The organism is Paenibacillus pinihumi DSM 23905 = JCM 16419 (genome assembly GCF_000422505.1).
In the GTDB taxonomy this organism is placed as follows: Bacteria; Bacillota; Bacilli; order Paenibacillales; family Paenibacillaceae; genus Paenibacillus_D; species Paenibacillus_D pinihumi.
Window position 1 is genome coordinate 1 of the sequence record NZ_AULX01000024.1, and the last position, 12,118, is coordinate 12,118.

Here is a 12,118-nt window from a genome sequence, read left to right on the forward strand (position 1 = left end):
CTCAGGCTGTCGAGAAAGTCTCGACAGCCTTTCTTATATCCAAAATGTTTAACACGACACCGCGTTAATACTATATACTAATAGTAACCAATTATGAACGGATGGTGTTCTTGTATGCTGAGGTCTAATCGAGATAAACAACAGAACTTTGAACTGGTTTCCATTGAAGATTTGGTGCCCGCTGATCATATGTTGCGTAAGATCGATCGGTATATTGATTTTTCTTTTATAGACGAAAAGGTACGCCACCTCTACTCCCAAGATAATGGCCGCCCTGCTATCGATCCGCTCGTTCTCTTCAAGATGATTTTCCTGGGTTATTTTTATGGCATACGTTCCGAGCGCCAACTGGAACGTGAGGTTCAAACGAATGTGGCATACCGCTGGTTTCTTGGGCTAGGACTCACCGATCGTGTACCCGATCACACGACAATTAGCTGGAATCGCCGGACTCGTTTCAAAGACACGACTGTATTTCAAGATATCTTCGATGAAATTGTGCTGCAAGCCATCTCTCATCGTATGGTTGGCGGCCGCGTGCTTATTTCGGACTCTACTCATGTCAAAGCTAGTGCGAATAAACACAAGTTTACCAAAGCTCAGGTACAACAAAACGCGCGAGACTACCTCGATGAGCTGAATGCAGCGGTGGAAAGTGAACGAAAAACACAAGGAAAAAAGCCCTAAAACCACGGGAGGAGGTGAACGAAGACAAGGAAGTGAAGGTCAGTACAACAGACCCTGATAGCGGCTATATGTACCGTGAAGGGAAGCCGGAAGGATTCTTTTACTTGGATCACCGTACGGTCGATGTGAAGTACAACCTCATCACGGATGTTTTCGTGACCCCCGGAAATGTGCATGATTCCGTGCCGTACCTCTCGCGATTAGATCGTCAGCGTCACCAATTTGGGTTTCAGGTAGAAGCCGTCGCACTGGATTCCGGCTATATGACCACTCCGATTTGCAAAGGACTTGAGGAACGAAATATTTTTGGTGTGATTGCGCACCGCAGATTTCACCCCACAAAAGGGTTGTTTCCCAAGTGGAAATTCACCTATGATGGAACGCGGAATGTGTATGTATGCCCAGCACAACAAGTGTTGCCCTACCGAACGACAGACCGCCAGGGTTACCGCCACTATGCTTCGGATCCCAAGCAATGTGCATCTTGCCCCCTGTTAGCCACATGTACACGATCTCAAACCAAACGAAAGATCGTCACACGGCATATCTGGGAGGACAGTAAGGAACACGTGCGTCTAAACCGGCTGAGCAAGTCGGGGAAACGGCTGTACCGAAAACGAAAAGAAACGATTGAGCGAAGCTTCGCGGATGCTAAACAGCTCCACGGGTTTCGCTATTGCCGGTTGCGGGGGTTGGGCAACGTTATGGAACAAGCGTTGATGACCGCTGCCGTTCAGAACATGAAGAAGATCGCCCTTCATCTTGAGAAGAGAGGATGAGAGGGTTATCCCCCTCTCGTTCGCTACGCGAACGCTCATAAAACAAAAGAGAAACCCAACGTTTTAGAAAAAACGTGGGTTTCTCGACACTCTGGGCCGCTCATTGGAGCGGCTCCTTTTTGTGCCAGGGCATCAGCAGCATCTTTTGAAGACAAGCCAGTTTCAAGCTGCCGCATAATTTGTTATGATGGGTAGAGAGATTATCAGGGGAGCAAGATGACATGGAGACATTCAGAGACATTATCGCCGAACGGCGAACCTATACGGCAACCAAGAATACCCATGCCCATGGTTATGGACAACTCATTATTCCGCTTCAGGGCGAGCTGGCGATCAAGGCGGGGCCGCAGAGCCTGATGCTGAAGGACACCTTGTTTTATGTGCCGCCAGCCTGCGAGCATACGTATCATTCCATTGTACGCAACGAATTTCTGGTGCTGGATATCCCGCATTTTATGTTATCTGCGGGCGACACCCAGGACACAGGGATATCCTGCCCGCTGAACAATCAGTGGAAGGGCATCCGCTATCTGATTCTCAACGAGATGGACGACCGGCCTGAGCCAGCCTTGAAGGAGCTGTTTCCGTATATATCGCATTGCCTGTTCCAGGAACAGCAGCCCAGATCAATCCGGTATATTCATGAGCATTACGATGAGCAACTGACGGTGCAGAAGCTTGCCGAGATGGAGCATTACAACCGCTCTTATTATTCCGACTGGTTCTTGAAGGAGACGGGGAAGACACCGTCGTCCTATATTCAGGAAGTGCGTTTGAATAAAGCGAAGGAGCTGCTGCGGAACACGAATTTATCGATACTCAACATTGCAATTCAGGTCGGTCTGGAGCATCAATCATCCTTGACCCGCTTGTTCCAGCAGTATGAGCGGGTTACGCCAAGCCAATTTCGTAAAATGCATGCGGCCGGCTAGCTGAGTGCAGCAATCGGAAGCATTCCGCTGTCCATTCATTTAACCTTACGACATCCGGTAAAAAATTTCCGGCAATCAGTCAAAACCGTTTCCTTCATGCAGATACAATTAAATATAGACCCGATTCATTGTGGGTTGGGAAAATCCAAAATAACTGTGCTGGACGTAGACACGGTTATTTTTTACGTGAAATGCCGCTGTACAACCAACAACGGTCCAGCCGCTTACACTTGTATCTGCATGAAAAGGAGCACATCATGGAAACGGTTTTAGGTTTGTTATTCACACTTTTATGGTCATCTGCAGCCATCGCGATCAAATTCGGCCTGCATTCCACGACGCCGCTTGTTCTGGCGACAATCCGATTTATGATTGCAGGGTCATTGCTGCTGATTTTTGTCTACGGCATCAGCCGCAAATACCCGTTGCCCAAGCGCGGGGATTGGGGACCGCTTCTTGTATTGGGACTTTTGAACACAACGATTTATATTGGCGCAACACTTTGGGCGCTCAAATATGTGTCGGCAGGATTATTTAATTTATTTGTTACTACGAATCCTTTTCTCGTCGCTTTTCTGTCGTATATCTGGCTGAAACGCCGGATCTCTGTTCAGGAATGGGCGGGAATGGCGGTGGCAGCAGCAGGGCTATTGATTGCAACATGGCCCTCGCTTGCAGGCGCAGAAGGGAAGGTTAGCGGGTTCATCGTGCTGGGATTGGGCATGGCGGCGATGGCGCTGGGGAGCGTGTACTTTAAAAAGGTGAATTTGCAGCTTCCCGGCATTGTCATTAATACATGGCAGCTATTGATAGGCGGTATTGTGTCCATTCCTGTTGCCTACATGTTGGAGAAAGATACATTTTTCATGCATGTAGACCGCTATCTTGTCGGCTCGCTCATTTGGCTCATATTCGTCATTTCCATCGGTACGATGCTGCTGTGGTTCTATTTGCTCAAGCGGGATGCGGTCAAGGCCAACAACTGGCTGTTCATGACCCCGATTTTCGGTTACCTGCTGGCCGCCGTCTTTTTGAACGAGACGATTACGGTCTTTGATATCGTGGCCACACTGTTTGTAGTGACGGGATTGCTTCTGTCGGGCAATATCCATATTCATCCGCTCAGACAGTTTCAGGTTCGCTTCCGCGACCGCTCATTCCCGGGAAAATAGAGCCTGACAGGACAGTACCCAATGAGGAGGAATTATTTATGGCAGAGATTGAAGATTTTTTGAAGCTGGATATGCGAATTGGAACGATTCTGGAGGCTGAACCTTTTCCGGAAGCACGAAAGCCGGCGATCAAGCTGAAAATCGATTTTGGCCCGCTCGGCATCAAGCAGTCCTCGGCACAGCTTACGCGGCGGTATGAAGCCGGGCAGTTGATTGGCCGCCAAATCGTAGCCGTGGTCAATTTCCCCGTGAGGCGAATCGCCGGTTTTAAATCCGAGGTGCTGGTGCTCGGCGGAGTTCCGGAGGAGGGCGATGTCGTGCTGCTCAGTCCGGATACGCCGCTGGCGGACGGGACGCCAATTGCATAGATGATGGATATCAAAAGCCCGTATCATTGCTTCGTGTAATGAACGGGCTTTTTTTGTATGCTAATACTTAGGCAAACAACGGACAAAATGCCATGGAATCGGACAGGTCTTTTTCGGCAGCGTTCATTATAATAAGTAGCGACAAGGGGAATCAAAAAATGGAACAGATTAAAATCATCTCCGATATTTTGCTTGAAATTGAAGAGCACCTGTACAGCAAGGCATTAACGCCCGAATTTCTGGCCGGAAAATATTATACCAATGTATCGGACTTGCAGAAAACCTTTCAGATTTTAACCGGCTATACCATCGGCGAATATATCCGCAACAGAAGGCTGAGCAACGCTGCCATTTCCTTGCAGAGCGGTGTCCCGTCTATTTTGGAGACGGCCTTGAGTACGGGCTATGAGACCCCGGAGGCTTTTTCCAAGGCTTTCAAAAGATTTCACGGCAAATCTCCCAAGGAAGTCCGCAGTGATCACGGTGACGGTGAGATTCAATACTTCGGGCCGAAGCATATCAAATTCAGTATGGAGACGAGTGCCCCTCTGACAGTAAAAAAAGAAGCGCATTCCTTTTTATATTTTGTCGGAAAGATTAAGACGGTACCCAATGAGGCCGCTCAATATGTAGAAGTTATCAAAGAGTTCTGGCAGGAGGAGACGATGAATGGCTCATTGGCTTATCTGGAAGAACGATTTGCAGCAGATGCATTCGTGGGGCTTAGCCTTCCCGGAGAAGAAGACCGCTTCAAGTACGGAATCGGCGTCTTGACGGACAGCAGCCCATCGTTCATAGCCGGGTATGAACAGATACGCTTGCCGTCGCGGAGCTGGGCCAAATTCAAGGTTCATGGGGAGACGGATGCACACTTCAGGGAAATCCGCCATCGTGTACTGTCGGAATGGCTTTTGATCTCTAATTGTTCCATTTCCATGCTTCCGGAAATTGAGTATTTTCCGGAAGCTGAGCCGGCATCGCCGGAAATATGGTTTCCCGTGAATACTGATGATGAGGAATGAGACCGATGAAGATCATGGAATTAAACAGGCAATATGCAAGCAAGGCAAGCAGACTGGTAAATGCTGTTTTCAGCGATGAAGAGGAAGAGGTTTTTCCGGCACGGGAGCTGGAGGCAAGCCTTGACCCGGGGATGCTCAGGAAGTATCAGGCTGTTGTTGATGCAAGTATCCGTTCCTTTCAATATTACATTGCAGTGAATGGGGAAGATGTGCTGGGGATTATTGGATTGTACGAAATGGAGGAGGACTATCAGCAGAATGACTGGGTCGGCTGGTATTGTGTGGATGAGCAATATCGCGGGCAAAAGGTGGGCATCCGGCTGCTGGAGCATGTGATTGAAAAAGCGCGGGAGCGCGGGAAAGCGAATCTATGCCTGTACACTTCCAATCATGCAAGGGAAGCGAAGGCGCAAATTTTATATGACCGCAATCATTTTCATGTGACCCGGATTGAACCGAAAGACGGCTACCATTTGATGTACCGCAAAAGAGTGCTGTAATCATTAAGGAGGGAAGACGATACGTTGCAGGCTCAAATGATGAATAATGAAGGCCGTCAAAAGGAATTGGATATCGCCAGAGGGCTGGCCGTTATTTTTATGGTACTCGTACACATTCTGCTGGAATTCGGCAATTACTATACACAAATGGAATCCATTTACGGGATGATTGTTCAATGGCTGGGGGGTGTGCCTGCGGCTCCGGTATTTATGTTTTTGCTTGGGGTCGGCGTGGTCTATTCCCGGAAAAGCACCCCTTTGCTTCTGGCCAAGCGTGGCTTGTTGCTGTTTGCCGGAGGATACGCATTAAATCTGCTTCGATCGGTTATTCCGGCATGGACGACGCTGTGGATGGAACCCGGTCATGTTGAGAGTTTCCGCAGCACCGGGTATGAGAATTTCTTTTATATTGATATTTTGCAGTTTGCCGGATTGACTATGCTCTTTTTTGCAGTGACTGTCAGGTTTAAATTTTCCGCTCTGCAATATGCGGCTGCTTGCGTATTGTTTGCAATCGTGAATTTATGGCTCGCCCCGTACTTCTCGGAAGCAGGAACGGCACTGACAGCGCCATTTATTGCCCTATGGTTCGGCAACGGGCTTTCCTATTTCCCGTTTTTCACATGGGTGGCCTATCCGATAGCCGGCTTTCTATTCGGGTACTGCCTGATCCGGACGGCTGACAAGCCACAATTTTATAAACGGATTTTTGGCAGTGCCTCGGTTTTGCTTTTGTTCTATTATATGTTCGTTATCCTGCTCCACTGGCCTACCGGATACGAATCGGAAGCTGACTACTATCACCACACCCTGATCATTAATGTCGTGTACATCCTTTTTATATTATTCTGGATCAGCAGTATTTACTTTGCTTCCCGCCATGTCAACGGGCTGGTATGGGCTTTCCTGAGGAGCGCCAGCGCCCTGACCACGGAAATCTATATCCTTCATTTCCTGCTGATCGGAATTTGCACGCTTCTGATTTATCCGGCTCTGGGACTAGTAAATACGATACTGTTAACCATTTTGACCTATACGCTCTCTCATTATTCGGCTCATCTGTATGTGCAGGTGAAGAAGCGGAAACGAAGCTAAAGGATAGAGGGCATCAAAAAGGTTATAACATTCAATAAAAACCGCCCCATACAAAGGCATCCGCTGTATAATCAAAGCAGATGCTTGTACGGGGCGGTTCCATGTCTGTGTCTGATCGCAGACTTAATAGGTGATAAGAGAATACTATTTGCTTTGCGATTCCAGATACTCTTCCAGACGGTCGGAAGTTTCGCTGATTCCTTGCTCCATACCCATCTCGACGACTTTTTTGAGCGCTTCCTCGGACTCATACCTTGCACGGCTCACCATCCTTGTCCGGTTGCCTTCAAGCTGTTCAAAAGTTACGGCGATCTCTGAGGCAGGCATCCCCTCGGCTTCATTGCCTCCCGCATCGGAGAAATAATCCGTATAGACGATTTTTTCCGAAGTGACAATTTCCTTATAGACGGCCTTGCCCCATGATTCGAAGCCAAAGAAGTCTCCCTGGTTTTTGTCGATGCATTTCATACAGTAGTGCCAGATGCCGCCGGGGCGGAAATCTACCGTACAAGCGGATAATGTCCACCCTCGTGGCCCCCACCAGGCACTTAGATGTTCTGCTGTAGAATGAGCTTCAAATACAAGCTCCCGCGGAGCCTTGAACTCCCTCTCCATAATCAGTACTGAACCATCAACCGTAAACGTCATTTTGTTTGCCATCTGACATGCCTCCTGAATGTTCATCATATGAAAGAAATCGCATCTTCTTATTATTGACCAGACCTTGAATAACAGACCTGTTCCCAGGGCCTGTCTTTCAATTGCCGGACAGGTTCTCATTTCTGTAATGAAAATATACCATATCGGGAATATTCCTGTAAAGGAATATTTAAAAGTGATCCGCTCATATCCATGCCGCAAAAGAGGCTGTTAAGAAATAAAAAAAGCTAACCGCTGAGCGGTTAGCCAATTGTCCTGTTTATTTCTGTAGTGAAAATATTTGTCCGGCGTATCCCGGATTTGTTTTTAATTTTAGTAGTACGGGGAAATCATAACGTAGACCAGAACCCCGGTAATACTGACGTACAGCCATAATGGCATCGTCCAACGGGCGATTTTTTTGTGGCGCTCGTTTTCCATATTCCAAGCTCTTGCGACAGTTGTCAGTACAAGCGGTACGATTACCGCAGCCAGAACAATATGGGTAATCAGAATAAAGTAATAGAGCCCCTTCAGGAAGCCTGTCCCGCCGTAGCTCGTAGAGCTGGACAGGAAGTGGTAGCTGACATAGGTCACCAAAAAAAGCGCGGTCGTCGTAAGTGCGGCATAGATAAAGCGCTGGTGCACCTTGACATTGCGTTTCATGATGGCAATGAGCGCCCCCACCAGGAATAAGAAGGTGAAGCTGTTAAATATGGCGTTCAAGAGCGGCAAAATGGTAACATCAAAAGCATCGAAATCCTTATAACCCGGCATCCCGGAAAGAAGGATGACCAATCCGTTTACAATAATGGTAATCATAATGATCATCGGCTTATAATTCCGCTTGCGCGGCAGTGATTGCTGATTGTGAGACAAAGCTTTCTCCTCCTGTGACGTTTCAATTGCATTGCTTCTGAAATTATAATCCCTGGGCAGTTGCAAAGCCTCAAAAATGTCGTGATATCCATGAAGTGTTCATTTATTTTCGAACAATTTTTGAAGATCATGCAAAAAAGATGTTTTTATACTTCATTATATAGTAAGTTGGTATGGAAGCAAGTTTGATGCAGGGAAGGATGGAGAAAAACGATGAGTGAAGCGAGGAGCGTAAATCTGGCTCACCAGCCCCAGTCATGGTCCAAAATACTTGGGGAAACGATAAAAACGGGTATTATTCGTTCCAACTTGATTGTTATGTTCGCCGGGCTGTCCGTAGCTTTATATACGAACCATATTAATCCGCTGGATAAGATTGCAGAGATTATTCTTGCGATTCTGGGATCAAGTCTGGTCATTGGCGCAGCAGGCACACTGAACAACATATATGACCGGGATATTGACTCGATAATGGACAGGGTCAAAAACCGGCCAACGGTTACCGGAGCTATTACACTGGCACAGGCGCTATGGCTTGGAGGAGGCATGTCCGTTCTTGGTCTGGCCTTGCTTTGGCTGGCTTCTCCGCTGGCTGCATTGTTCGGTTTTTTGGGACTGTTCGCTTATTCAGTCGCGTATACAATGTGGTCCAAGCGCCACACAATCTACAACACGGAAATCGGAAGCTTGAGCGGAGCGATGCCGCCACTGATTGGCTGGGCAGCCATTACATCCGATTTTAATATGGGAGCACTTGGACTGTTTGTAGTCATGCTGCTCTGGCAGATGCCGCATTTCTACGCGATTGCCATTCGCAGGCATGATGAATACAAGGCCGCAGGAATCCCGATGCTGCCGGTAGTCAAAGGCTTCAGGCGTACTTATTTGCAGACGAACGTCTACCTGGTTGCACTGATCGCCTCAAGCTTTCTGTTCATGTCTTTAAGCGTCTGGGTTGTAGTCATTGCTTTGATCCTGAGCATTGCATGGCTTGTAATGAGCATTGTCGGCTACAGACGGATGCAGCCCGAGAAATGGGCGACGAGCTTGTTCATTTTTTCGCTTAACCATGTGACCGTGCTGTTTTCGGTGATTATTTTGTACTCGATTATCGGATCATTTTTGTAAATAACACCGCTAACCCCTTCGTGACGTACTTCGGCACTGTCGAGTACCCATGAGGGGTTCTTTTGTCTTTTGTATAAACCTCGGCTGAGGGTGCAATTTAATGGATGAACTCTATGATGCGAATACGGTTGCCAAAGCTTATCGTTTACTGCTTTAATAGAAGGATAAGGAATGTAAAGAGGAGGCATGCCGCGTGCAAGGTTTTAATGACAGAGGGCAACTCATAGACGATGCAGGTGGCTTTGAAGAAGGCGCATTTTGTGAAACGACAAGACGGATTGTCATCATTAGCCCGTTCCCGGCGCTAATCCGGTCGCTGGTAATGGCACTTACAATTCGTTGTTATGATGTCATGGTATTTCATCATGAGAACGATCCGGTATTGGCAACGATTCAGAGCGATTTATTAGTGATTGACCAGTCCAAGGCGGTGGCCGTAGAGCAGATGAAAATGCCGTCCAATTTCAGATCGGTGCTTCTTCTGGTTGGAGACGAGCAGCAGGTGCAGCAGAGCGGCAATGAGCAGGCTGTGCTTGTGTGGCCGTGTCCGATACCTGAGGCACTGGAGAAGATCGACCAATTGGCTAATCAAAATCAGGCGCTGCCCTGGTCGGATGCGGACCAGCTGCGTTTTAAAGATATTACAATGGACTTGAAGCGGTTCTCCGTTCATAAATCCGGGGTCAAGCTTGAACTGACCAAAACCGAGTTTAATCTGTTAAAGCTTCTGCTTTCTGTAGGGGGAGCAGCACTGACCCGGAACGATATTATGAAGGAACTGTGGGGCGACGACTATTTTGGCGGCAGCAATTCCGTCGATGTGCATATCAAAAGCCTGCGGCGAAAGCTGGAGGACGATCTTAAAAATCCGAAATTTATTATAACCGTCCGGGGCGTAGGCTACCGGATATCAGATGAATAATCTTCATTAAACCTTCATGATTCCTTCATGAAGGTTTCATTTTGCCTTCATTTAATGTTCATGAGAAAAGAACGCCAACAAGGTACAATTGGTTACAGATGAAGGGAACACACCTATACGAAAATGGGAGAGAAGCGCTATGAACAAAACAATCATTATCGGAACTGGTCCCGGAGGATTGACCTCCGCAATATATTTGGCAAGAGCCGGACTCGAGCCGCTCGTCATTGAAGGTGCAGAACCAGGCGGGCAATTGACAACAACGACGGAAGTCGAGAACTTCCCGGGCTTCCCGGACGGCATTATGGGTCCGGAGCTGATGAGCAACATGAGACAGCAGGCTGAGCGTTTCGGGGCAAGATTCATGACCGGCTGGGTCAATAAAGTAGAATTCTCGGAGCGTCCGTTCACTGTGCATGTTGAAGGACATGGAGAGCTGAAAGCTGAATCGGTCATCGTATCGACAGGAGCTACAGCCAAATATCTGGGCATTCCTGGTGAAAAAGAAAATGTCGGCCGTGGTGTCAGCACCTGTGCGACTTGTGACGGCTTCTTCTTCCGCAACAAAAAAATTATTGTTGTTGGCGGGGGAGATTCGGCGATGGAGGAAGCAAACTTCCTGACCCGCTTTGCCAGCGAAGTTGTGCTTGTGAACCGTCGCAGCGAGCTGCGCGCCTCCAAAATCATGCAGGCACGTGCGCAGGCAAATCCGAAAATCAGCTGGAATTTGAACGCAACGCCGCAAGAAGTGCTGTCCGGCGAACAAGGCGTTACCGGCCTGAAAGTTAAAAATAATGAGACAGGCGCCGAAGAGGTAATCGAAGCCGAAGGTATCTTCATCGCAATCGGTCATACTCCAAATACAAAATTCCTGGACGGGCAGTTAACAACCGATGACCTCGGGTATCTGGTTGTAACTCCTGGTACTACAGAGACCAATATTCCTGGCGTATTTGCTTGCGGCGATGTGCAGGACAGCCGCTACCGGCAGGCGATCAGCGCAGCAGGTACCGGATGTATGGCGGCACTCGATTGTGAACGGTATTTGGAATCGGTTGAACCGGTCGTCGTCGCTAATTCATAAACAAATTCAACTTGATTTCGATTTTGAGCCATAATTTTTTTATTAAAGGAGTGTTTGTACATGTCAGCTAATGCCAACGTTATCGTATATTCCAGCACCCACTGCCAATATTGTGGCCAGGTGAAAAAATATTTGAACGAAAACAATGTGCAATTTGAGGAAAGAAACATTGATCTGGATGAGAAGTACGCCGAAGAACTGTGGAACACAGGCATGCGTTCTGTTCCGGTTACTGTTATTGGCGACAAGAAAATTCTCGGGTTCAACCAGACCCAGCTAAATAAAGCACTTCAAGAATTATCATAATAAGAGGAGGATTCATCATGACACAACAACAATCTATTGCTGCTACCCCGTACCCTTTTGCCAAAGTCGGTTTGCCGGCTCCGGATTTCAAGCTGCTCTCCACCAAAAATATGGAGTCGCTTGAGGAATATGTATCCCTTGAAGACTACAAAGGCAAATGGCTTGTTCTGTTCTTCTGGCCTTTCGACTTCACCTTCGTATGTCCGACTGAAATTATTGCCTTTAGCGACAGCTATGAGCAATTCAAAGATCTGGACTGTGAAATTGTAGGCGCATCGGTGGACAGTGTGTACACGCACCGTGCATGGACACAGGCAACACCGGAGCAGGGCGGAATCGGCAATATTGAGTACCCGCTGGCTTCCGACTTTACCAAAGAAGTCGCACATGCGTACGGCATTCTCGATGACACTACAGGCGCAGCCCACCGCGGCTTGTTCATCATCGATCCTGAGGGCATCCTGCGTTATCAGGTCGTCACCGATATTAATGTAGGACGCAGTGTAGACGAGACGCTTCGCGTACTCCAGGGTCTGCAGGCCGGTGGTTTGTGCCCGGCCAACTGGAAGCCCGGACAAAAACTGATCAACGGATAATTCAATCCC

General features: G+C 48.0%; 14 protein-coding genes. 12 read left to right on the forward strand and 2 right to left on the reverse strand.

What is annotated here, in order from left to right:
* The first annotated feature begins 114 nt into the window (after positions 1-114).
* The 7 genes from H583_RS36000 to H583_RS0107600 all read left to right on the forward strand — a co-directional run bounded on the left by H583_RS36000 (position 115) and on the right by H583_RS0107600 (position 6,555).
* Positions 115-1,466 (forward strand): IS1182 family transposase gene (locus H583_RS36000; protein WP_245585872.1). Its coding sequence is split into 2 segments (ribosomal slippage): positions 115-682 and positions 682-1,466, totalling 1,353 coding nucleotides; the frame shifts between segments, so codons are not numbered across the junction.
* Between the two features lie 221 nt (positions 1,467-1,687).
* Positions 1,688-2,398, forward strand: a complete 711-nt coding sequence (locus H583_RS0107575; protein ID WP_028559939.1) for an AraC family transcriptional regulator — start codon at positions 1,688-1,690, stop codon at positions 2,396-2,398.
* Positions 2,399-2,655: 257 nt separating this feature from the next.
* Entirely contained in the window at positions 2,656-3,570 is a 915-nt protein-coding gene (locus H583_RS0107580) for a DMT family transporter (RefSeq protein ID WP_028559940.1), read from the forward strand.
* 38 nt (positions 3,571-3,608) lie between these two features.
* Positions 3,609-3,938, forward strand: a complete 330-nt coding sequence (gene csaA, locus H583_RS0107585) for a chaperone CsaA (protein ID WP_028559941.1) — start codon at positions 3,609-3,611, stop codon at positions 3,936-3,938.
* Positions 3,939-4,096: 158 nt separating this feature from the next.
* A complete protein-coding gene (locus H583_RS0107590; RefSeq protein WP_028559942.1) occupies positions 4,097-4,960 on the forward strand; it encodes an AraC family transcriptional regulator in 864 nt (287 codons plus the stop codon).
* Positions 4,961-4,965: 5 nt separating this feature from the next.
* Complete coding sequence (locus tag H583_RS0107595) at positions 4,966-5,460, forward strand: GNAT family N-acetyltransferase (protein ID WP_028559943.1); 495 nt, start codon at positions 4,966-4,968, stop codon at positions 5,458-5,460.
* Between the two features lie 24 nt (positions 5,461-5,484).
* A complete protein-coding gene (locus H583_RS0107600; RefSeq protein WP_028559944.1) occupies positions 5,485-6,555 on the forward strand; it encodes a heparan-alpha-glucosaminide N-acetyltransferase domain-containing protein in 1,071 nt (356 codons plus the stop codon).
* Between the two features lie 144 nt (positions 6,556-6,699).
* Here H583_RS0107600 and H583_RS0107605 read toward each other — a convergent pair whose 3' ends face one another.
* Together H583_RS0107605 and H583_RS0107610 are read right to left on the reverse strand one after the other, a co-directional pair.
* Positions 6,700-7,215 (reverse strand): SRPBCC domain-containing protein, encoded by a 516-nt coding sequence (locus tag H583_RS0107605; protein WP_028559945.1) that lies wholly within the window; start codon positions 7,213-7,215, stop codon positions 6,700-6,702.
* 312 nt (positions 7,216-7,527) lie between these two features.
* A complete protein-coding gene (locus H583_RS0107610) occupies positions 7,528-8,025 on the reverse strand; it encodes a DUF420 domain-containing protein (RefSeq protein ID WP_081667052.1) in 498 nt (165 codons plus the stop codon).
* A 261-nt stretch (positions 8,026-8,286) separates the two neighbouring features.
* Here H583_RS0107610 and cyoE point away from each other — a divergent pair, with 261 nt between their 5' ends.
* From cyoE to H583_RS0107635, 5 genes are all read left to right on the forward strand, one after another.
* Positions 8,287-9,201, forward strand: coding sequence for a heme o synthase (gene cyoE, locus H583_RS0107615; RefSeq protein ID WP_028559947.1), 915 nt, complete (start codon positions 8,287-8,289; stop codon positions 9,199-9,201).
* A 193-nt stretch (positions 9,202-9,394) separates the two neighbouring features.
* Positions 9,395-10,123 carry a winged helix-turn-helix domain-containing protein gene (locus H583_RS0107620; RefSeq protein ID WP_028559948.1) on the forward strand — a complete coding sequence of 243 codons (729 nt, stop codon included), beginning with the start codon at positions 9,395-9,397 and terminating at the stop codon, positions 10,121-10,123.
* Positions 10,124-10,262: 139 nt separating this feature from the next.
* Positions 10,263-11,207 (forward strand): thioredoxin-disulfide reductase, encoded by a 945-nt coding sequence (gene trxB / locus H583_RS0107625; protein ID WP_028559949.1) that lies wholly within the window; start codon positions 10,263-10,265, stop codon positions 11,205-11,207.
* A gap of 60 nt (positions 11,208-11,267) precedes the next feature.
* Positions 11,268-11,513: a glutaredoxin family protein gene (locus H583_RS0107630; protein WP_028559950.1), complete on the forward strand. Its 246-nt coding sequence runs from the start codon at positions 11,268-11,270 to the stop codon at positions 11,511-11,513.
* 17 nt (positions 11,514-11,530) lie between these two features.
* Positions 11,531-12,109, forward strand: coding sequence for a peroxiredoxin (locus tag H583_RS0107635; RefSeq protein ID WP_036708838.1), 579 nt, complete (start codon positions 11,531-11,533; stop codon positions 12,107-12,109).
* The last annotated feature ends 9 nt before the right edge of the window (positions 12,110-12,118 follow it).